The sequence below is a fragment of the Streptomyces sp. NPDC050448 genome, from assembly GCF_040655295.1.
In the GTDB taxonomy this organism is placed as follows: Bacteria; Actinomycetota; Actinomycetes; order Streptomycetales; family Streptomycetaceae; genus Streptomyces.
Map to the genome: position 1 here is coordinate 1 of NZ_JBFAJR010000022.1, position 19,384 is coordinate 19,384.

At 70.8% G+C, this 19,384-nt stretch carries 21 protein-coding genes and 2 pseudogenes; 11 read left to right on the top strand and 12 right to left on the bottom strand.

The window, feature by feature from the left end; translation table 11 throughout:
- The 6 genes and pseudogenes from AB0I68_RS24075 to AB0I68_RS24100 form a co-directional block, all read right to left on the bottom strand.
- Window positions 1-548 (bottom strand): annotated as a pseudogene (locus AB0I68_RS24075) (type VI secretion protein); the annotation flags it as partial.
- 2 nt (window positions 549-550) lie between these two features.
- The gene (locus AB0I68_RS24080) at window positions 551-1,969 is read right to left on the bottom strand and encodes an ATP-binding protein (RefSeq protein ID WP_363179415.1); all 1,419 of its coding nucleotides are present in this window, start codon (window positions 1,967-1,969) and stop codon (window positions 551-553) included.
- Between the two features lie 19 nt (window positions 1,970-1,988).
- Window positions 1,989-3,551, bottom strand: coding sequence for an SCO6880 family protein (locus AB0I68_RS24085; protein WP_363179416.1), 1,563 nt, complete (start codon window positions 3,549-3,551; stop codon window positions 1,989-1,991).
- Window positions 3,548-4,882, bottom strand: coding sequence for a hypothetical protein (locus AB0I68_RS24090; protein ID WP_363179417.1), 1,335 nt, complete (start codon window positions 4,880-4,882; stop codon window positions 3,548-3,550). The genes AB0I68_RS24085 and AB0I68_RS24090 overlap by 4 nt, the downstream gene beginning before the upstream one ends.
- Window positions 4,872-5,703 (bottom strand): annotated as a pseudogene (locus AB0I68_RS24095) (hypothetical protein). The gene AB0I68_RS24090 and the pseudogene AB0I68_RS24095 overlap by 11 nt, the downstream one beginning before the upstream one ends.
- A 100-nt stretch (window positions 5,704-5,803) precedes the next feature.
- Window positions 5,804-6,112, bottom strand: coding sequence for a hypothetical protein (locus AB0I68_RS24100; RefSeq protein ID WP_008742356.1), 309 nt, complete (start codon window positions 6,110-6,112; stop codon window positions 5,804-5,806).
- Between the two features lie 648 nt (window positions 6,113-6,760).
- On the opposite strand from AB0I68_RS24100, the gene AB0I68_RS24105 reads away from it, so the two are divergent.
- Complete coding sequence (locus AB0I68_RS24105; RefSeq protein ID WP_363179418.1) at window positions 6,761-6,988, top strand: hypothetical protein; 228 nt, start codon at window positions 6,761-6,763, stop codon at window positions 6,986-6,988.
- 36 nt (window positions 6,989-7,024) lie between these two features.
- Window positions 7,025-7,435, top strand: coding sequence for a hypothetical protein (locus AB0I68_RS24110; RefSeq protein ID WP_363179419.1), 411 nt, complete (start codon window positions 7,025-7,027; stop codon window positions 7,433-7,435).
- Between the two features lie 128 nt (window positions 7,436-7,563).
- On the opposite strand, the gene AB0I68_RS24115 is transcribed toward AB0I68_RS24110, so the two are convergent.
- Together AB0I68_RS24115 and AB0I68_RS24120 are read right to left on the bottom strand one after the other, a co-directional pair.
- Window positions 7,564-8,355, bottom strand: a complete 792-nt coding sequence (locus tag AB0I68_RS24115; RefSeq protein WP_363179534.1) for a pentapeptide repeat-containing protein — start codon at window positions 8,353-8,355, stop codon at window positions 7,564-7,566.
- Between the two features lie 76 nt (window positions 8,356-8,431).
- Window positions 8,432-8,929 carry a GNAT family protein gene (locus tag AB0I68_RS24120; RefSeq protein ID WP_363179420.1) on the bottom strand — a complete coding sequence of 166 codons (498 nt, stop codon included), beginning with the start codon at window positions 8,927-8,929 and terminating at the stop codon, window positions 8,432-8,434.
- 63 nt (window positions 8,930-8,992) lie between these two features.
- Here AB0I68_RS24120 and AB0I68_RS24125 point away from each other — a divergent pair, with 63 nt between their 5' ends.
- The 5 genes from AB0I68_RS24125 (at window position 8,993) to AB0I68_RS24145 (ending at window position 14,262) form a co-directional block, all read left to right on the top strand.
- Window positions 8,993-9,601, top strand: coding sequence for a LysE family transporter (locus AB0I68_RS24125; RefSeq protein ID WP_363179421.1), 609 nt, complete (start codon window positions 8,993-8,995; stop codon window positions 9,599-9,601).
- A 59-nt stretch (window positions 9,602-9,660) separates the two neighbouring features.
- Window positions 9,661-10,455 carry a thioesterase family protein gene (locus AB0I68_RS24130; protein WP_363179422.1) on the top strand — a complete coding sequence of 265 codons (795 nt, stop codon included), beginning with the start codon at window positions 9,661-9,663 and terminating at the stop codon, window positions 10,453-10,455.
- 47 nt (window positions 10,456-10,502) lie between these two features.
- Window positions 10,503-12,254: a serine/threonine-protein kinase gene (locus tag AB0I68_RS24135; RefSeq protein WP_363179423.1), complete on the top strand. Its 1,752-nt coding sequence runs from the start codon at window positions 10,503-10,505 to the stop codon at window positions 12,252-12,254.
- Between the two features lie 74 nt (window positions 12,255-12,328).
- Window positions 12,329-13,333 carry a bifunctional lytic transglycosylase/C40 family peptidase gene (locus AB0I68_RS24140; protein WP_363179535.1) on the top strand — a complete coding sequence of 335 codons (1,005 nt, stop codon included), beginning with the start codon at window positions 12,329-12,331 and terminating at the stop codon, window positions 13,331-13,333.
- A gap of 212 nt (window positions 13,334-13,545) precedes the next feature.
- A complete protein-coding gene (locus tag AB0I68_RS24145) occupies window positions 13,546-14,262 on the top strand; it encodes a phosphatase PAP2 family protein (RefSeq protein ID WP_363179424.1) in 717 nt (238 codons plus the stop codon).
- Window positions 14,263-14,370: 108 nt separating this feature from the next.
- On the opposite strand, the gene AB0I68_RS24150 is transcribed toward AB0I68_RS24145, so the two are convergent.
- Together AB0I68_RS24150 and AB0I68_RS24155 are read right to left on the bottom strand one after the other, a co-directional pair.
- Window positions 14,371-14,604: a hypothetical protein gene (locus AB0I68_RS24150; RefSeq protein ID WP_363179425.1), complete on the bottom strand. Its 234-nt coding sequence runs from the start codon at window positions 14,602-14,604 to the stop codon at window positions 14,371-14,373.
- Between the two features lie 111 nt (window positions 14,605-14,715).
- Window positions 14,716-14,880, bottom strand: a complete 165-nt coding sequence (locus tag AB0I68_RS24155) for a hypothetical protein (protein ID WP_363179426.1) — start codon at window positions 14,878-14,880, stop codon at window positions 14,716-14,718.
- Window positions 14,881-15,057: 177 nt separating this feature from the next.
- On the opposite strand from AB0I68_RS24155, the gene AB0I68_RS24160 reads away from it, so the two are divergent.
- Together AB0I68_RS24160 and AB0I68_RS24165 are read left to right on the top strand one after the other, a co-directional pair.
- A complete protein-coding gene (locus AB0I68_RS24160) occupies window positions 15,058-15,891 on the top strand; it encodes a hypothetical protein (RefSeq protein WP_363179427.1) in 834 nt (277 codons plus the stop codon).
- Window positions 15,892-16,045: 154 nt separating this feature from the next.
- Complete coding sequence (locus tag AB0I68_RS24165) at window positions 16,046-16,198, top strand: hypothetical protein (protein ID WP_363179428.1); 153 nt, start codon at window positions 16,046-16,048, stop codon at window positions 16,196-16,198.
- Window positions 16,199-16,238: 40 nt separating this feature from the next.
- On the opposite strand, the gene AB0I68_RS24170 is transcribed toward AB0I68_RS24165, so the two are convergent.
- Window positions 16,239-16,595, bottom strand: coding sequence for a metal-sensitive transcriptional regulator (locus tag AB0I68_RS24170; protein WP_363179429.1), 357 nt, complete (start codon window positions 16,593-16,595; stop codon window positions 16,239-16,241).
- A 205-nt stretch (window positions 16,596-16,800) separates the two neighbouring features.
- On the opposite strand from AB0I68_RS24170, the gene AB0I68_RS24175 reads away from it, so the two are divergent.
- Complete coding sequence (locus tag AB0I68_RS24175; RefSeq protein ID WP_352215315.1) at window positions 16,801-17,421, top strand: DUF47 family protein; 621 nt, start codon at window positions 16,801-16,803, stop codon at window positions 17,419-17,421.
- 5 nt (window positions 17,422-17,426) lie between these two features.
- On the top strand, window positions 17,427-18,428 hold the full coding sequence (locus AB0I68_RS24180; protein WP_363179430.1) for an inorganic phosphate transporter: 1,002 nt from the start codon (window positions 17,427-17,429) through the stop codon (window positions 18,426-18,428).
- A gap of 158 nt (window positions 18,429-18,586) precedes the next feature.
- Here AB0I68_RS24180 and pstB read toward each other — a convergent pair whose 3' ends face one another.
- Window positions 18,587-19,363, bottom strand: coding sequence for a phosphate ABC transporter ATP-binding protein PstB (gene pstB, locus AB0I68_RS24185; protein ID WP_363179431.1), 777 nt, complete (start codon window positions 19,361-19,363; stop codon window positions 18,587-18,589).
- Window positions 19,364-19,384: the final 21 nt, after the last annotated feature.

The window sequence follows — 19,384 nt, forward strand, 5'->3', positions numbered from 1 at the left end:
TACGGCCCGGCCGGGGTGGGGACCGCCGGGCGGGAGTTGCTGGGGGCGCTGCCCCCGGGCCCCCGGGCCTCGGACGCCGGCGGGGCTGGGTGGGGCGGCGGGGTCGGGTCGTACGGCCCGGCCGGGGTGGGGTGCGCCGGGCGGGAGCTGGCCTCGGGCCCCCGGGCCTCGGACGCCGCCGGGGCTGGATTGGCTCGGCGGGCCTTGGTGCGGGCGATGACGCCCATCATGAAGATCGTCAGGACGAACAGCACCAGGAGCTGGCTGATGAAGAGGCCCCAGAACAGGCCCCAGCCCGAGAGGGCCGCCGGGTCCGTGGCCGGCCAGGCTCCCGGGACGTCGTGCGGTTGAGCTATCAGGGCGCGGACCGCTCCCGGGGTGCGGGTGAAGGTCACCGTGGAGGGCCAGGCGCCCTTCGAGAAGAGCGCCGCCAGGCCCGTGGATGTCCAGACCAGGGCGGCCAGACCCAGGAGGAAGGCCAGCAGGCCGACCAGGAGGCCGTCCGGGATGCCGCCCGGGGTTCCGGCTTTGGGCCTTGTGTCGTGCATGGTCATGCCACCGTGGTCGCCGAGCCCGGGCCGCCGTTGCGGTGGCGTTCCATCAGCAGGGCCCTTTCCTCCGCCTCCAGTTCGGCGGCCAGCAGGTCGTCGGGGAGTTGGTGCTGGGCCGAGGATTCGGTCATGGCGCGGTCGGTGTAGACGAGGGGGCGTTCGGCCTCGGTGATCAGGTGTTTGACCACCTGGACGTTGCCGTTGACGTCCCAGACCGCGATGCCCGGGGTGAGGGTCGGGATGATTTCCACCGCCCAGCGGGGGAGGCCGAGGACCCGGCCGGTCGCGCGGGCCTCGTCCGCCTTCTGGGCGTAGATCGTTCTGGTCGAGGCCATTTTGAGGATGGCCGCTGCCTCGCGGGCGGCCGCGCCGTCGACGACGTCCGAGAGGTGGTGGACGACGGCGACGAAGGACAGGCCGAGGCGGCGGCCGAACTTCAGGAGGCGCTGGAACAGCTGGGCCACGAAGGGGCTGTTGATGATGTGCCAGGCCTCTTCGACCAGGAAGATGCGCTTCTTGCGGTCGGGCCGGATCCAGGTGTGCTCCAGCCAGACGCCGACGATCGCCATCAGGATCGGCATCGCGATCGAGTTGCGGTCGATGTGGGACAGGTCGAAGACGATCAGCGGGGCGTCGAGGTCGATGCCTACGGTCGTGGGGCCGTCGAACATGCCGCGCAGGTCGCCGTCGACGAGGCGGTCGATGACCAGTGCCACGTCGAGGCCCCAGGCCCGGACATCGTCTATGTCGACGTTCATGGCTTCCGCGGACTCGGCTTCCGGGTGGCGGAGCTGTTCCACGATGTCGGTGAGGACCGGCTGGCGGTCGCGGATGGTGTCGACGACGTACGCGTGCGCGACCTTGAGCGCGAAGCCGGAGCGTTCGTCGAGGCCGTGGCCCATGGCGACTTCGATGATGGTCCGGAGCAGCGCGAGCTGGCCGGTCGTCGTGATCGCCGGGTCGAGGGGGTTGAGGCGGATCCCGTCGTCGTGGGCGGCGATGGGGTCCAGGCGGATGGGGGTTATCCCCAGCTGCTGGGCGATGAGGTTCCACTCGCCGACGCCGTCCTCGCCCTGGGCGTCGAGGACGACGACCTGGCGGTCCCGGAAGCGGAGCTGGCGCAGGACGTAGGTCTTCTCGAGGGCTGATTTTCCGTTGCCGGACTCGCCGAGGACCAGCCAGTGCGGGGCCGGGAGCTGCTGGCCGTACAGCTGGAAGGGGTCGTAGATGTAGCCCTTGCCGCTGTAGACCTCGCGGCCGATGATGACGCCGGAGTCGCCGAGGCCGGGGGCGGCGGTGGGCAGGTAGACGGCCTGCGCCTGCCCGGTGGAGGTGCGTACGGGCAGGCGCGTGGTCTCGACTTTGCCGAACAGGAAGCTGGTGAAGGCGTCCGTCAGAGCGGACATGGGATCTCGCATGGGCGGCACTTCCCTCCAGCTAGCGTCGGATGCCGGTGGCGAACGGCAGGGTGTTGACGAAGGCGCGGTGGTGCTCGCGGTCGCACCACTCCAGCTTCAGGTAGGACTTTCCGGCCGAGGCGCGGATGGTCCGCTTGTCGCGGGCGAGGGCTTCCGGCGAACGGGAGGACACGGTGATGTACCCGACCAGGTTCACTCCCGCTGCACCGCTCGCGAGATCTTCACCTCTTTGGTCGAGCCGGCCGTGGGCGGCGATGTCGCGGGGGTCGACGGTCCGGTTCATCTTGGCGGCGCGGCTGGCGTCGGCCTCGTCGTTGGTCTTCTCCGTGAGCATGCGCTCGATGGCCACCTCGGTGGGCTCCAGATCCATGGTGACGGCGACGGTGCGGATCACGTCCGGGGTGTGGACGAGGAGGGGCGCGAGGAAGTTGACGCCGACCGGGGTCATCGGCCATTCCTTCACCCAGGCCGTGGCGTGGCACCAGGGGGCGCGGGTGGAGGACTCGCGGGTCTTGGCCTGGAGGTAGGTGGGTTCCACCGCGTCGAGTTCGGCCGGCCAGGTGTTGCGCTTGGTCATGGCCTGGATGTGGTCGATGGGGTGGTCCGGGTCGTACATGGAGTGCACGAGGGAGGAGAGGCGGCCCTGGCCGAGGGGCTGGCGGACGCGGATGTCGGCCTCGGCGAGGCGGGCGCAGATGTCGGTGAGCTCGCGGGCCATGACGATGGCGAGGCCGGCGTCGCGGTCGAGTTTGCGGCCCTTGTGGGGGGTGCCGGCGCGGGCGATGGTGTGGGCCTCGGCGGCGAGCTCGCGCGTGTAGTGCATGCAGGCGACGAGGTACGCGCGGTGCTGCTCGGAGGAGGTGGAGACCATCGACTGGAGCTGGTCGTACGAGTCGCGCAGCCAGACGGGGGCGTTGGTGTCGCCCCGCTGGGCGACGTCCTTGGCGTGTGCGTCCGGGTCGGCGGGGAGCGTACGGGCGAGCATCTGGAGGCGGGTGACGAAGCCGTCGCCGTTGGCCACGTGCTTGAGGAGGGTGCCGAAGCGGTCGACGAGGGCTTCCTGGTCCTCGCTGTCGCGCAGGCCGACGCCGGGGCCCTCGATCTCGATGGCAGCGGTGACGGTTCTGCGGTCGGCGTGGAGGAGGACGGCGATCTCGTCGGGGCCGAAGGGGGCGGCGAGCCAGTTGATCCGGCCGATGCCGGGGGGCGGGCCGACCTCGACCTCGCGGCCGTCGGCGGCGCGGACGCCGGCTTCCATGGCGCCGGAGCGGTAGGTCGTGCCGCGGCGCAGGGTGCGCTTGTAGCTGCGGTTGATCTCGAACCACTTGTAGAAGGTGCGGCCCTTGTACGGGACGTACACGGCGGCGAGCGCGAGCATGGGGAAGCCGGCGAGGCTGACGATGCGCAGGGTCAGGTCGGGGACGAGCAGTCCGCTCATCATGCCGAAGAACGCGCCGACGATGATCAGGGCGATCTCGCCGCTCTCGCGGTTCTTGCCGACGATCGCGTTCGGCCGGGCCCGGCCGATGAGATACGTGCGGCGGGGCGCGATCGGGTGCAGCTGGTGGGACTGGGTCGTCAACGCCCGTCACCTCCTGTGTTCCTCGTACTCGATCCAGTGCGGGGCGCGGGTGCGGCGGAGGGGACAGATCCGCCGCCTCCGCCGCCGGAGGTGGGGCGGCTGCTGTGGGCGGCCACGCCTCCGGAGATGGGGTTGGCGGGGCGGGGGGCGCTGGAGGCGCCGCCGTCACCGCCTCCGCGGTGGGAGCCGCGGCTGCTGTGCGTCTTGATGCCCTGGGAGACGAGGGAGGCCGGGGAGCTGATGACGGCGGCGGCCTGGGCGCCGTCGGTGGCCTTGCTGCGGTTCGAGCGGGCGGAGGCGATCTCGTCGCCGAAGCCGGGGACGAAGCGGTAGATCATCGCGGAGGCGAAGATCGCCAGGAGGATGATGGCGAGGCCGGAGACGACCGCGGAGAAGGCGTTGGGGCCCTTCTCGCCGGCGAGGGCTCCGGCGAGGCCGAGGACGATGACGATGACCGGCTTCACGAGGATGACGGCGATCATGATGCCCGCCCAGCGGCGGACGTGGCCCCAGAGGTTCCGGTCGACGAGCCCGGCGTAGACGACGACGCCGAGGAGGGCGCCCACGTAGAGCAGGGCGGCCCGGATGAACAGCTCGAGGAAGAGGACGCCGGCGGCGAGGACGGTGACGAGGGAGACGACGATCAGCATGATCGGGCCGCCGCCGATGGAGTCGCCCTTCTTGAGGGCCTCGATGAAGGAGCCGAAGAACACGTCGGTCTGGCCGCCGGAGGCCGAGGCGATGACCTCGGTGACCCCGTCGGTGGCGGAGACGACGGTGTAGAGGATCAGGGGGGTGAAGGCGGAGGCGAGGACGGTGAGCCAGAGGAAGCCGACGGCTTCGGAGATGGCGGTGGTGAGGGGGACACCGCGGATGGCGCGCTTGGCGACGGCGAAGAGCCAGAGGACGAGCGTGAGGATGGTGGAGGCGGCGAAGACGATGGCGTACTGCTTGAGGAAGGCGCCGTTGGTGAAGTCGACGTTGGCCGTGCCGTTGATCGCTTTGCTGAGCTCGGTGACGATCCAGGAGGCGGCGTCGGCGCAGCCCTTGGCCAGGGAGGCGAGGGGGTTGAGGGCGTCGGCGGGGTCGCTGGGCGCCAGGCCGGTGCGGGGGGCTCCGCCGGCGCCGCTGCCGCGCTCGCAGTAGTCCTTGGCCGGGCCCCGGATCAGGTCACAGGGGTTGTTGCTTGCCTGCGGGCTGGGCGTCGGGGACGGAGTCGGAGTCGGAGTAGGCGTGGGAGCGGCCACTGCGCGGGTGGCCAGGAGTACCGCCGTGGTTTGCAGGGCGGCTACGACGGCCGTGAAGGACAAGCCGCGACGACTAGCGTGCATAGGTGAGCCCCCCGAACTGCGACACGGCGGCGGCCATCTCCTCGGCGGAGGAAGCCCTCTGGTCCCGGCCGACCGGGGCCGGGCCGTCCTTCTGCGTGAAGTCGGCGACGCGCCAGTCGCCGTCGATCCAGCGGAGCTCGAACGTGTTCGTGTACCAGCTCTCCGCGACCGGGTTCTTCGATCCCTCGCCCGCGAGACCGAACAGGGTCGAGTGCCAGACGGACACGGTCGCGGTGTCGCCGCCGAACTTCTCCGCCTTCGTCCCGACCGGGCTCGTACGGGAAATGAACATGAGGCCCTTCGGGGCCTTGCCGCCGGCATCGAGGCCGATGCGCGCAAGGAACTGCTCATCCGTGTAGACACGGTCGAGGTCGCTCTGGCGCGCGGCAGCTACGTCCGGCACGTACACGGCCTGGACGATGGCCCGTCTGCGGACAGCGTCGAACATGCCGTCGGAGCCGAGCGCGACCGCGTAGTTGGCGGCAGCCGACTGGGCTCCCTGTTCGTCGTGCGCGAAGCCCTTCGGGATGGCGCCGTTCTTGCCGTCCACCGGGCGGGTGCCCGTGGCCTGGGTGGGGGCGGGGGTCGGGGGGGTGTTCGCCGAGGGGGTGGTCGGGGTGTCTCCGGACTGGTTCGCGAACGCGATCGCGGCGATCAGGAGGACCACCACGCCGACCACCGTGACCAGGCCCCGTGAGGCGCGCGGGGTGCGGCGGGGGGGCGCCGTACGGGTCCGACGGGGAGTCCGGGAGACGGGTGCGGGTCTGGCCCGTGCCGCCGACCTCGCCGTAGCCGCCGCCGTACTGGTCGTCGTTGCTCATTCCGTGTCCGCCCCCTCCGCGTCGTCCGACGGTAGCGCTGGTTCCCGCGTGGATGCGGTGTGGTGAGTCCTCATCAGCCGGCAGCCGGTGGGCGGCCCGGCTAGACCGCCATTCCGTAGACGATGGTGAAGAGGGTGCCGAGGGAGCCGATGATGAACACGCCGGTGAGGCCGGCGACGATCAGGCCCTTGCCCTGTTCCGCGCTGAACGTGTCGCGCAGGGCGGTCGCGCCGATGCGCTGCTTGGCCGCGCCCCAGATGGCGATGCCGAGGCAGAGGAGGATCGCGACGGCCATGACCACCTCGATCATGACCTTCGCTTCATTGCCGAGACTGCCGAACGGCCCCCAGTTCGGGGCGATTCCGCCGATGATGGTGGTGATGTCGCCCTTTTCGGCTGCCAGGATCATGTAACTCACCGCCCCTGTATGGGTAGTTCCGGTAGCCCGTGCCCGACGGCAGGGGTCACGTACTATCTTCGCTGATGAAACCGCCGTCGTACGTCGACTTGACGGCTCTCTTTGCCCGATCTCCCGGCCCTTGACCCGCCCGTGCGCTCTGACCTGGGCGTGGGCGGTGGGTATGGTGAAAGAACGTATGGTCACTCTGTGTATCACGGGGGGTGACCCCGGGCAATGATTGTCCTCTCGCCGTGCGGGGGGCTGCTCGGGGGGCCGCCGTTCGGCGCAGTGTGCGGGCGTGTCGTTGGGCCGACCCGCTGGCGTTCATCCGACATTCCGTCAGTCGTTCCATCCGTATGGCGGGTTGGGGGAGATGCTCCAGCCCGTTCGTGATCGCGCTCACGGGCGCCTCGGTTCCGGCGGTGGCTGCCGCCGGGGGGACGGCCGCGGCGGTGGCGCCCGGCCGGGGCAGCGGCAGGTGCCCGGAGCCCGATGCGAGGACGCTGCCGGCGCCGGCGCCGAAGGCTGCCAAGGGGGCCGGCGGGGCCGCACGGGCCGTACGGACAGCCCGGGCCGTGCCAGGACATCGACACGACCCGGGGGGAGAGCGACCTGGAGTTCAGTGTCGTCCAGCACCGGGGCAGGACCTTCCTGGGCGTGCGGGACACGGCGCCGGTCGCTGCGTACACGTGGAAGGACCTCACCACGCCGCTGAACCCGGGGCATCCGCGGAACGAGTGCGGGGTGTCGGTCAACACCGTGGGCTACACGGTGTACGTGAAGGTGCTGACGACCCTGGGCGATGTGTTCGAGAACCACTGCACGTACACGGGGACGGGCGTGCTCATCTGTCCATCGGGGTGGACGGCCATCATCAGGCCCTGAGGGGCGTTGTCAGTGGGGCGCGTCAGAGTGGGGCGTATGACGACTGGGACTCCGTGGACTCTGACGGACATCGAAGCGGCCATCCGGGCGGGTTGGTCGGCCGAGACCTGCTCGCCCGATGACGTCGAGCGGGCGCCTTGGAGCGCCGACAATCCGGCCTGGGGGCACTGCGACATCACGTCGCTGGTGGTGCAGGACCTGGTGGGGGGCGAGCTGATGGTCGGGGAGGTCTGGCTCGAGGGGGAGCAGCACGGGTTCCACACGTGGAACGTGCTCCCCGGGGGGATACAGGTGGACCTGACGCGGAAGCAGTTCCGCCGGGGCCAGGTGGTGACGGCGGGGCGGCTGATGGGGCCGCGGCCGGTGGGTCGGCTGCCGCGGCGGTGGGAGGAGTACCAGCTGCTGCGCGGGCGGGTCGAGGCCAGGCTGGGGGCGATCGGCGGGTGAGCCGCCGGCTCGGGTGCGCCCGGGCCCCAGGGGCCTGGGGTGAGCCGGGCTCGGGGCGGGTTCGGGCTCCGGCTGACTCGGAGCCCAGGTTCCGGGGGCCTGGGGTGGGTCCGGGGCTTACGGCCGGGTTACTCCGACCAGTGCGCGGGGCGGGCCAGGGTCGGGGAGATCTTGGTCGCGGCGTCGCCCCGGGCTGCGTTGAGCTGGGCCTGGGTCAGGAAGATGGCGTCGCGGAGGTCCGCCCCGCGCAGGTCGGCGTCGCGGAAGTCCGCGCCGATCAGGTCCGCCAGGCGGAGGTCCGCGCCGCTGAGGTTCGCGGCGATGAGGTAGGCGCCGCGGAGGTTGGCGCCGCGGAGGTCCGCGCCCGCGAGGCGGGCGCCCATCAGGTCGGCGCCGCGGTGGTTCTTCTTGCGGGCCGGGGCCTTGGCGCGGGCCAGCTCGCTGGCCCGCAGGAGGAGCGTGTTGATGCGCTGGCGGAGGGCGTCCACGTCCAGGGCGGTGAGGGCGTCCGCGTCGGCGGCGGTCCACTCCGTGGTCTCGGTCAGTGCGCGGCGCAGGTCTGCGTGGACCGGGGCGGCCGCCGGGAGGGCGAGTGCCTCGGTGACGTAGAAGAGCAGCTCGTGCAGCTGCCGCAGCACCGGGAAGACCTCGTACATCCGGCCGGCGGTGCCGGGGTGTGTACGCCAGTCGCGGCCGCCGAAGGTCACCTGGGAGACCTGCTGGCCCGCGCCGAAGCAGTCGTAGACGGTGCAGCCCTGGAAGCCCTTGTCGCGCAGCCGGGTGTGGATGCCGCAGCGGAAGTCCTGCTGGAGGTTCTTGCAGGGCGTTCCGGCGGCCTTGTTCACCGCGAAGTCGTTGGACTTGGCGAAGGGCAGGGCGACGCAGCAGAGCGCGAAGCAGTTCGAGCAGTCTGCTTGCAGGACGGGGAGGGGGACGGGGAGGGCAGGGACGGCGGGGGTGCCGGGCGTGGCGGGGGTGGCGGACACCCGTCCATTGTCACCGGTCGGGGGCGGTCAGCCGCATCTGGAGGGCCGACCAGCGGACGCCGTCGACCTCCTCCACGTCCTCCAGTACCTGCTCGGTGCGGAAGCCGAGCTTCTCGTAGAGGCGTACGGCCGCGGTGTTGTGGGTGTAGACGCCGAGGTCGAGCGAGGGCAGGCGGAGCTCGCCGAAGGCGCGGGCGACGGCGAGTGTGAGGAGGGTCTCGCCGAGGCCCCGGCCGCGCGCCTCGGGGGCGATCAGTACGCGGCCCAGGCGGGTGCCGCGTACGGAGATGTGGCCGAGGGGGCGTCCGTCGGGGGACACGGCGGTCCAGGTGTGGCGGCCCGGCTCGGTGGCGTAGGCGGTGAGCTGGGCGTCGTCCAGCGGCCAGGTGAAGGAGGGGCCCGCCCAGGTGACGAGCTCGGCCCGGGTCGTGATCCAGTGGTGCAGGGCCGGCGCGTCGTCCGCGGGGCGGAACGGGCGCAGGGAGAGGGGCGCGGGCGTCGTGTCCATGTCGCAAGTATCCGTGTGCGCAACCCGGTTGATCGCGGGTGCGGGTGCGGTGAGCATCCGTACATGACAGAAGTGATCGCAGTAGCCGTCATCACCTTCCTCGCCGTGATCAGTCCAGGCGCCGATTTCGCCATGGTCGTCCGCAACAGCTGTCTGTACGGGCGGCCCACCGGGCTGTTCGCGGCGGCCGGGGTCGCGGCCGGCGTGCTGGTGCACGTCGCGTACACGATGCTCGGGGTCGGTCTCCTCATCGCCTCCTCCACGGCCCTGTTCACCGCGATCAAGCTGGCGGGCGCCGCGTACCTGGTGTGGATCGGGATCCGGACCTTCCGGGCGCGGGCCGAGGTGAGCGTGGACCTGGAGGCCGCGCCGCGGCTGACCCGGCTGGGCGCGATGCGGTCCGGGTTCCTGACCAATGTGCTCAATCCGAAGACCACGCTGTTCGTCGTGTCGACGTTCACGCAGGTCGTCGATCCGGACACCCCGGTGTGGCAGCAGGCCGGGTACGGGCTGTTCATGTCGGCGGCGCACCTGGCCTGGTTCGGCGCGGTCGCGCTGTTCTTCTCGAACTCCCTGCTGCGCGAGCGGATGCTGAAGGCGCAGAAGGCGCTGAACCGGACGATCGGCTCGGTGCTGGTGGGGCTGGGCGTCGGGTTGGGCTTCGCGCGCTGAGGTGCCGTTCTTCGGCGAAGGCCTGGCGGGGCTGGTTACCTGTCGGTAGCGTGCCGGGCATGGCGATCTCCGAGGCGTTCTTCGAGCGGGTCGATGCCGGGCGGTTCCTGGCCACCGAGTACACGCGCGGGCCGTGGGACCCCGGCTCGCAGCATGCCGGGCCGCCGGCCGCGCTGCTCGGCCGGGCCGTGGAGGAGCGGGAAGGCGCCCGCGCGGACATGCGGATCGCGAGGATCACGTACGAGATCCTGCGGCCGGTGCCGATCGGCCCGCTGGAGATCACCACCTCCGTGCTCCGGGCCGGCCGCAGCACGGAGGTGGTCGAGGCCGCCCTCGCCCCGGCCGGGGCCGCGCCGGTGATGCTCGCGCGGGCGCTGCGGATCCGGGTGGCCGAGGAGACCGTGCCCGGCGTGGCTCCGGGGCCGCAGCTGCCGCCGCCCGGGGAGGTGGAGGTGACGCCGTTCTTCCCGGTGCCGTGGGAGACCGGCTACCACTCGGCGATGGAGACCCGGTTCACCGAGGGCGCGTTCGTGGAACTGGGGCCCGGCACCTGCTGGATGCGGATGAAGGTGCCGCTCGTCGCCGGGGAGGAGAGCAGGCCGCTGGACCGGGTCCTGATCGCCGCCGACTCGGGCAACGGGATCAGCTCGGTGATGGATTTCGGCCGGTACGTCTTCATCAACAGCGACCTGACCGTGCACCTGCACCGCCACCCGGTGGGCGAGTGGGCCTGCGTGGAGGCCCGTACGAGCGTGGACGCGGGCGGGATCGGGCTCGCGGACGCCCGGCTGCACGACGAGAAGGGGCCCATCGGGCGGAGCGCGCAGAGCCTGTTCGTCGCGCCGCGCTCCTAGTCAACCCGCCTTCGTGGCACGTAAGTCGGTGTGGCAGGCTCGTGCCGGTGGAGGCTCTGAGAGACGTCGACCCCGCCCGTATCGGGGCGCATGCGCTGTTGGCCCGGCTTGGTGCCGGAGGGATGGGCCAGGTGTACCTCGGGCGGTCGCCCGGCGGGCGCCTGGTGGCCGTGAAGGTGATCCGGGACGAGATCATCGGGCACCCCGAGGCCCTGGCCCGGTTCCGGCGCGAGGCCGAGACCGTGCGGGCGGTGCGGTCGGCGTACACGGCGAACCTGATCGACGCCTCGCTGACGGCGCCGCCGTTCTGGCTGGCGACGGAGTACGTGGCGGGCCCGACGCTCAGTCATGCCGTGGCGGAGCGCGGCGGCTTGCCCGCGGACACCTGCCGGCGGCTGTTCGCGGCGCTGGCGGAGGGGCTGGCGAGCGTCCACGCGTACGGGGTGACGCACCGGGACCTCAAGCCGCAGAACGTCATCCTGGGCACGCAGGGCCCGCAGCTCATCGACTTCGGCATTGCCAAGGGTGCGATGCAGACGGCACTGACACAGGACGGCAGCGCCCCGGGCACACCCGGCTACACGGCTCCTGAGGTGCTGCTGCGCAATGAGGTGGCCGACGCTGCCGATGTCTTCGCGCTGGGGGCCACGATGGCCTACGCAGCGACGGGGCGGGCGCCCTACGGTACGGGCGATTCCACGGCGGTCAGCTTCCGAGTGGTCCACGGCGAGGTGGATGTCGACGCGGTCGATCCGGGGCTCGCCGAGCTGATCCGGCTCTGTGTGGCCCGAGATCCGGCCGCCAGGCCGACGCCCGCCGAGATCATCCGGCGATGCGGGGTGGACTCGGCGCTGATCGACGATCCCGTGTACGCCGCCCTCACGGCGACCAGCGGCGACGGCGCCCAGGCGCCGGGGCTGCCCTCCACCCTCGGTCCCGGGAACCCGTATGCCGTGGATTACGTGCCGACGTATGTCCCGCCGGCTCCGGAGCAGGCGCCCGCGGCCCGGCGCCGGCTGCCGCGCTGGATGCTTGTGGCCTCGGTGGGACTGGCGGCGGGCACCCTGTCCGTGGGCGGGTACCTACTGCTGTGGGACGGGAACGGCGGGGGCACGGACGGACACAAGGACATCGGCGCCGGTGGCCGGACGGCCGGTCCTGCGCCCCAGGGCGGGCAGACGCAGGCCGTGCAGACACCGTCCGCACAACCCTCCAAGGCTCCCTCGGCGTCTTCCGCGGCGTCGAGCCCCGCCAGTTCGGACGGCGCGCCCGACCACATCGAGCCCGCGACCGTGTCCCGGGACCTGTGGACGGGCACCGCGCCCGGTCTGGGGAACTGCAACCTGCCCGCGGAGGAGCGCTCGCAGTACCTCGTGTCCTCCGTGGTCGATGCCGATGCGCCGGACGCGAAGTCGGTCACGGGCAAGGTGAAGATCCACGTGATGCTGAAGCCGTACCACGCGGAGAAGACGCCCTACTACGTCTCGGTCGGGGTCAAACCCCCGCACGACATCGACGAGACCACGGGACGGCCTTTCGAGAACGTCAAAGACTACAACAAGAGCATCGGGTACACCAGCAAGCCCGTCGACCTGGATGCGGTGAAGGACCAGGGCGGGGTGTATCTCACCTACCCCGACGACTTCGCAACGCAGCTCGTGGACAACAACGGTGTCGACCGGCACTTCAAGGCGATTCCCCTCGCGAACGACCCGGGGGACTGGACCGTGGTCTTTTACCACGTTCAGGGCGTCAGGGAGTACGCCAACATCTACTGCACCGGCTTTCCGGTGAAATAGTGTCAAGTCGGAGCGGCGAAACACCTGTCAGGACCATCTTCATGAGGCAGTGTTGACGGGTGCGCAAGTTCTGGATGGCAAGCGGGATCGGGGTCGGGGCATGCCTGACCTTCATTGCGCTGCTCGTCGTCGGGACGTATTCGGCGGCGGCAGGCATCGCGAGCGGCGGCGGCAAGCAGGCTGTTGGGCTTGCCAAGGGGGCCGTGCCCGCGCTCTACCAGCCGTTGGTGCAGAAATGGGGCAACCTCTGCCCCGCGCTCAATCCGGCGCTGCTGGCGGCGCAGCTGTACACGGAGAGCGGTTGGAAGCCCGACGCACTGAGTCACGCCGACGCGCGCGGCATCGCCCAGTTCATCCCCGACACTTGGGCAACGTACGGGATCGACGGCGACGGTGACGGGGACCGGGACATCTGGGACCCCCAGGACGCGATTCCTTCGGCGGCCTCCTACGACTGCGTACTGGCCCGGGACGTCAAGGACGTACCGGGCGATCAGTCCGACAATATGCTCGCCGCCTACAACGCCGGGCCGTATCGCGTCATCAAGGCCGGCGGCGTGCCTCCGATCAGTGAGACGCAGGGCTACGTGAAGGGCATCCGCAGCCTGGAGAAGAGCTTTGCCCGCCCGGTCGGCCGGGTCGCGCCTTCGCAGCAGGCCGCCGGGGCCATCTACTTCGCGCAGAAGCAGTTGGGGACCCCGTACCTGTGGGGCGGCAACGGTACGCCGGACCAGGACGGGCGGTTCGACTGCTCGGGGCTGACCAAGGCCGCGTACGAGTCGGTGGGGATCGAGCTGCCGCGCGTCGCCAACGACCAGTACAACGCCGGGCCGCATCCCTCGCGCGGTGAACTGCTCCCCGGCGACCTGGTGTTCTTCTCCGATGATCTGACGAACTCTCGGGAGATCCGGCACGTCGGCCTCTACGTGGGCGGCGGGTACATGATCGACGCCCCGTACACCGGAGCCGTGGTCCGCTTCGACAAGGTCGACACCCCGGACTACTTCGGCGCGACCCGCGTCACCAAGGACGGGGCCGAAGCCCTTCCCGGCCGTACCGCCGACGCCAAGTCGCCCTAGCGCGCTGCCCGCCACGCTGTGTTAACCCAAGGCCCTGAGCTGCGACGACGAGTCACTCTTCGATAACGTTGCCGTGATCATTCGGTGGAGAGCGGAACGTGGCCCTCAGAACGGGCGTTCCATGGACACAGGCTTGATCAACGGGGGGGTTCAGGGGCGCGCGCAGAGGTGCGCCCGAGGGGAACCAAGCAAGGGCAAGGGGCCGCATCGCCATGGCTGGACTCACAAGTAGTGGGCCGAACCTGGATGTAAGCCTGCTGTACGACATCAACGGGCTGGCCCGGCATGCCCCGGCCGGAGTCGACCGGGCCGTCGGCCTCGTCGGCGCGTACGGGATCCCGCTGGCCCTGGTGCTCCTCGTCCTGTGGTGCTGGCACGGTGCGCGCCGGCAGGACGAGTCCACGGCCGTCGAGTCGTTCGCCGCGCTGGTGTGGGCCCCGCTCGCCGCCGCGCTCGCCTTCCTCGTGAACGTCCCGCTGCGCGCATTCGTCGGGCGGCCGCGGCCGTTCGTCGAACACAGCGGCCTGGACGTGCTCGCGCCGGACGCCGGCCCGGGCGACTTCTCCTTCGTCAGCGACCACGCCACCCTCGCGATGGCGTTGGGCGTCGGCCTGTTCATCGCGAACCGCAAGCTCGGGCTGATCGGGATCGGCCTGGCCCTCGCCGAGGGCATCTGCCGCGTGTACCTCGGGGTCCACTACCCGACCGACGTCATCGGCGGCTTCGCGCTCGGCACCGCCGTCGTCCTGGTGCTCGCCCCGCTCGCGATGGCGTTGCTGACCCCGGTCGTGCGGGCGGTGGCCCGCTCCCCGCGTGCGGGCCGGCTGGTCCGCGCCAAGCGCCGCGCCCTGCCCCGCCCGGTGGACCTCGCCCAGCCCCAGACCCCGCCCCCGGGCTGCCTGACGCACGAGAGCGACCTCGCCGCGTAGTTCAAGGCCGGCCGTACGCGTCCCATACGGAGATCAGGACGGCCGCCAGCAGGCACAGGCCTGCGCCGCCGAAGCACAGGCGGACCGCCTTCGGGCGGGATCTCGGGGTCACGGTTCGCCGCTCTCCGCGGCTCGGCCGTCCGAGCCGCCCTCGCGGCGGTAGCGGGAGCGCAGCCACAGGCCGGTGGCCACGGCCGCGGTGGTGGTCGCCCCGACGGCCAGGGCCACATCGGCCGGGCCGTCCGCCGAGCCCGTCGGGCGGGCCGAGGCCGCGGCAGCGGGCGTGAGCGCGATGAGCAGGGCCCAGAGGAGGGCGGCGACGCGGGGTGCGGGTCCTGGCATGCATCCAGGGCATCCGCTCCCGGGTGCGTCGGCCAGCCGGGCCGTCCGAACGGGCGACCAAGAGGACCCGCCTGCCGCTGCCCGCCTGCCCCTGCCCCGGCGCCCCGGTCGCTAGGCCGAGGTGTGCCGGTCCGCGTCCTTGCGGGCCAGGTCGCGGGAGCGGCGGGCCGGGCCTCTCCAGCCGCAGGTGCAGACGGCCAGGCAGAAGGAGCCGCGCTCGGCGGTGCCCGTGGTGTGCCCGGTGGGTGGCCGCTCCGTGGTGCGGGGGAGCGGCACGGCTTCAAGCGGAGGGACAAGCGACGCCTTGGTGTGCGAATCCACACCACCAAGGTACCTGGGTCCGGCAAGGGGCCGGGAGGGCGGCGGCCCGTGACGGGAAACCAGGGATCTCGTTAACCGGAGCGGGTGGGGGCCTCGGGCAAACAGCGGTCACGCGTTGGGGGTTGGCAGGCGATGGTGGTGCACCAGCACAGGCGGCGGCGCGGGCGTGCGGGTGGGGCGGTGCTCGCCTTCGGCATGGCCGTGGCCGTGGCCGCGATGAGCGGGTGCGCAGGCGCGGCCAAGGACGACGACCGGCCCCCCGCGGACCCGGCCGCGATCATCCGGGGAGTCGCCGACCTACTGGCGAAGACCGGCAGCGCACAGGCCCGTACGGCGATGGAGATGGCCACCGGCGGGACCCGGGTCACGATCCGCGGCGAGGGCGGGGTCGACTTCAAGAACCGGATGGGCCAGCTCCTGGTGATGCTCCCGGCCGACGCGGCCGGCAAGGACGAGCACCGGCCGATCACCGAGCTGCTCGTCCCCGGCGCCCTCTACATGAAGAACCGGGGCGCGGGGGTGCCCGCCGACAAGTGGGTCCGGGTCGACACCTCGACCCTCGCGGACGGGAACCTGGTCACGGGCGGGGCCACCGACCCGCTGGCCGCGGCCGAGCTGCTGCGCGGCGTACAGGAGGCGACGTACGTGGGCGAGACCGAGGTGGCGGGCACGAAGGTGCGGCACTACCGCGGGACCACCGACATCGGGCAGGCCGCGAAGAGCGCCTCACCGGCGGTCCGGGGGGCGTTGGAGGCGGCGGCGAAAGGGTTCGGCAAGGACACGGTCCCGTTCGACGTCTATCTCGACGAGGAGGGCCGGCTGCGGAAGGTCCGGCACCGTTTCACCTACGTCAACAATGGCGTGATCGATGTCTCCTCCACCACGCTGCTCTACGGGTTCGGGACGCCGGTGACCGTCGTATTGCCCGCAAGCGGGGACATTTACGCCGGGAAGATCGCCGAGTAGCCGCCCGGACGGTCCCGGGGCGGCGCGATCGGGCCACGGCCCGGTATCCGGAAATGGTCCATCCGTGTCATGCGCACACCGCCCCGCCCTCCCTACGCTGAGAAGCCGAGCGCCGACGACCGATGGCCGATGACGGCAGATTGAGGTGACACGCGTGACTCCCGCAAGCGGTACGACGGTGCAGGACCACGTGGCGCTCGCCGAGATCGAGCTGTGCGGCGAGCTGATCATCGCGGCCTCCGCGGCGGACGAGGAGCGGCTCAGCCAGGACCGGATCGACGAGGTCCTGATGGGTCTCGGGCTGTAGCCGCATCCGTACCGGGGACCGATACCGGGGACCGCTGCGCTCAGGTGCGCAGCAGGCGCGCGATCGCCTTCGTCGCTTCCTCGACCTTGGCGTCGATCTCGTCCCCGCCCTTGACGGCCGCGTCGGCGACGCAGTGCCGCAGGTGCTCCTCGAGCAGCTGGAGTGCGAAGGACTGGAGGGCCTTCGTGCTCGCCGAGACCTGGGTGAGTATGTCGATGCAGTAGACGTCCTCGTCGACGAGCCGCTGCAGACCCCGGATCTGACCCTCGATCCGGCGCAGCCGCTTGAGGTGCTCGTCCTTCTGGTGGTGGTAGCCGTGCACCGCGCCGGCGGCGGTGGCCGCGCCGGTACCGGTGGCGGCGTCGGCTCCGGAGCCTTCCGCCTCGATGGCAGTCATGCGTCCTCCCGTGGTCCGGACCTGAGGGGTACATACCCCTCATGGGTATAGGTTACCGGGCCCTGGCCGAATGAGCAGGGGCCCGTGGCCCTCACTCTGCCTGATGGAGGACACTGGGGAACCGCCCGGAACCGCCGGTTAGCCCTGGCCGGGGGATGCGCCTAGCATCAGCCTGACCGAATCCAATGCACCCCGAGGACCTCACGTGCGATTTCGTCTGACCCCCAGGGAGACGAGCTTCTACGACATGTTCGCCGCATCCGCGGACAACATCGTCACGGGCTCCAAGCTCCTGATGGAATTGCTCGGAGCGGACTCCTCCGCCCGAGCCGAGATCGCGGAACGGATGCGGGCGGCCGAACACGCGGGGGACGACGCCACTCACGCGATCTTCCACCAGCTGAACTCCTCCTTCATCACGCCGTTCGACCGCGAGGACATCTACAACCTGGCCTCGTCGCTCGACGACATCATGGACTTCATGGAGGAGGCCGTCGACCTGGTCGTCCTGTACCAGGTGGAGGAGCTCCCCAAGGGTGTCGAGCAGCAGATCGAGGTGCTGGCGCGGGCGGCCGAGCTGACCGCCGAGGCCATGCCGCACCTGCGGACGATGGACAACCTGACCGAGTACTGGATCGAGGTCAACCGGCTCGAGAACCAGGCCGACCAGATCCACCGCAAGCTGCTCGCGCACCTCTTCAACGGCAAGTACGACGCCATCGAGGTGCTGAAGCTCAAGCAGATCGTCGACGTGCTCGAAGAGGCGGCCGACGCGTTCGAGCACGTCGCGAACACGGTGGAGACCATCGCGGTCAAGGAGTCCTGAACCTCGTGGACACCTTCGCTCTGATCGTGACCATCGGTGTCGCGCTCGGTTTCACGTACACCAACGGTTTCCACGACTCGGCGAACGCGATCGCGACCTCGGTCTCGACCCGCGCGCTGACTCCGCGCGCCGCCCTCGCGATGGCCGCGGTGATGAACCTCGCCGGCGCCTTCCTGGGCAGCGGGGTCGCCAAGACGGTCAGTGAGGGCCTGATCGAGACGCCCCAGGGCAACCAGGGCATGTGGATCCTCTTCGCGGCGCTGGTCGGCGCGATCGTATGGAACCTGATCACCTGGTACTTCGGGCTTCCCTCGTCCTCCTCGCACGCGCTGTTCGGCGGCATGGTGGGCGCGGCGCTGGCCGGCGGCACCCAGGTCATCTGGTCGGGAGTGATCGACAAGGTCGTCATCCCGATGTTCGTCTCGCCGGTCGTCGGCCTGGTCGTCGGCTACCTGGTGATGGTCGCCATCCTGTGGATGTTCCGCCGGGCCAACCCGCACAAGGCCAAGCACGGCTTCCGTATCGCGCAGACGGTGTCCGCGGCCGGCATGGCCCTCGGTCACGGTCTGCAGGACGCTCAGAAGACGATGGGCGTCGTGGTGATGGCCCTGACCATCGCCGATGTGCAGCCCGCGGGCGCCGCGATCCCGGTCTGGGTCAAGATCGTGTGCGCCGTGATGCTGTCGCTCGGTACGTACGCGGGCGGCTGGCGCATCATGCGCACCCTCGGCCGCAAGATCATCGAGTTGGACCCGCCGCAGGGCTTCGCGGCCGAGACCACCGGCGCCTCGATCATGTTCGGCTCGGCGTTCCTGTTCCACGCGCCGATCTCCACCACCCACGTGATCACCTCGGCGATCATGGGTGTGGGCGCCACGAAGCGGGTCAACGCGGTCCGCTGGGGTGTCGCCAAGAACATCGTCCTGGGCTGGTTCATCACCATGCCGGCCGCCGCCCTGGTCGCCGCACTCAGCTACTGGATCGTCGACCTGGCCTTCGTCGGCTAGACGTACACCGGCCGGATCGGCCGGAGAACGAAAGCGGGCCGGCTCCCCCCACCCAGGGGGAGCCGGCCCTTTCGCCTTGCGGTGGCACCGCCATGCAGCACCGCAGGACGCTTTGGACCACGCGGCGGAGCCGCATGATGTCCCGTCGAGGCTTCGGCTCAGCCGAAGCGGCCCGAGATGTAGTCCTCGGTCGCCTGGACGGACGGGTTCGAGAAGATCCGGTCCGTGTCGTCGATCTCGACGAGCTTGCCGGGCTGGCCGACCGCCGCGAGGTTGAAGAACGCGGTGCGGTCGGAGACGCGGGCGGCCTGCTGCATGTTGTGCGTCACGATGACGATCGTGAAGCGCTCCTTGAGCTCGCCGATCAGGTCCTCGATGGCGAGGGTGGAGATCGGGTCCAGGGCCGAGCAGGGCTCGTCCATCAGCAGGACCTGCGGCTCGACCGCGATGGCGCGGGCGATGCACAGGCGCTGCTGCTGGCCGCCGGAGAGGCCGGAGCCCGGCTTGTTCAGACGGTCCTTGACCTCGTTCCACAGGTTGGCGCCCTGGAGGGACCGCTCCACGATGTCCGTGAGCTCGGACTTCTTGTAGCTGCCGTTCAGGCGCAGGCCCGCCGCCACGTTGTCGAAGATCGACATGGTGGGGAAGGGGTTCGGGCGCTGGAAGACCATGCCGACCGTGCGGCGGACCGCGACCGGGTCCACGCCGGCGCCGTACAGGTTCTCGTCGTCCAGGAGCACCTTGCCCTCGACGCGGCCGCCGGGGGTGACCTCGTGCATGCGGTTCAGGGTGCGCAGGAAGGTGGACTTGCCGCAGCCGGACGGGCCGATGAAGGCGGTCACGGAGCGCGGCTCCACGGTCATCGAGATGTCATCGATGGCCTTGTGGGCGCCGTAGAAGGCGGACAGTCCGCTGACGTCGATTCGCTTCGCCATGAGGGGTCACTTCGCTTTCAT

Bases quoted from the DNA above. Each gene is read 5' to 3' on its own strand.
- AB0I68_RS24080 (WP_363179415.1), bottom strand. From the start codon at position 1,969: ATGCGAGATCCCATGTCCGCTCTGACGGACGCCTTCACCAGCTTCCTG.
- AB0I68_RS24090 (WP_363179417.1), bottom strand. From the start codon at position 4,882: ATGCACGCTAGTCGTCGCGGCTTGTCCTTCACGGCCGTCGTAGCCGCC.
- AB0I68_RS24100 (WP_008742356.1), bottom strand. From the start codon at position 6,112: ATGATCCTGGCAGCCGAAAAGGGCGACATCACCACCATCATCGGCGGA.
- AB0I68_RS24110 (WP_363179419.1), top strand. From the start codon at position 7,025: ATGACGACTGGGACTCCGTGGACTCTGACGGACATCGAAGCGGCCATC.
- AB0I68_RS24120 (WP_363179420.1), bottom strand. From the start codon at position 8,929: ATGGACACGACGCCCGCGCCCCTCTCCCTGCGCCCGTTCCGCCCCGCG.
- AB0I68_RS24125 (WP_363179421.1), top strand. From the start codon at position 8,993: ATGACAGAAGTGATCGCAGTAGCCGTCATCACCTTCCTCGCCGTGATC.
- AB0I68_RS24130 (WP_363179422.1), top strand. From the start codon at position 9,661: ATGGCGATCTCCGAGGCGTTCTTCGAGCGGGTCGATGCCGGGCGGTTC.
- AB0I68_RS24140 (WP_363179535.1), top strand. From the start codon at position 12,329: ATGGCAAGCGGGATCGGGGTCGGGGCATGCCTGACCTTCATTGCGCTG.
- AB0I68_RS24145 (WP_363179424.1), top strand. From the start codon at position 13,546: ATGGCTGGACTCACAAGTAGTGGGCCGAACCTGGATGTAAGCCTGCTG.
- AB0I68_RS24150 (WP_363179425.1), bottom strand. From the start codon at position 14,604: ATGCCAGGACCCGCACCCCGCGTCGCCGCCCTCCTCTGGGCCCTGCTC.
- AB0I68_RS24160 (WP_363179427.1), top strand. From the start codon at position 15,058: ATGGTGGTGCACCAGCACAGGCGGCGGCGCGGGCGTGCGGGTGGGGCG.
- AB0I68_RS24170 (WP_363179429.1), bottom strand. From the start codon at position 16,595: ATGACTGCCATCGAGGCGGAAGGCTCCGGAGCCGACGCCGCCACCGGT.
- pstB (WP_363179431.1), bottom strand. From the start codon at position 19,363: ATGGCGAAGCGAATCGACGTCAGCGGACTGTCCGCCTTCTACGGCGCC.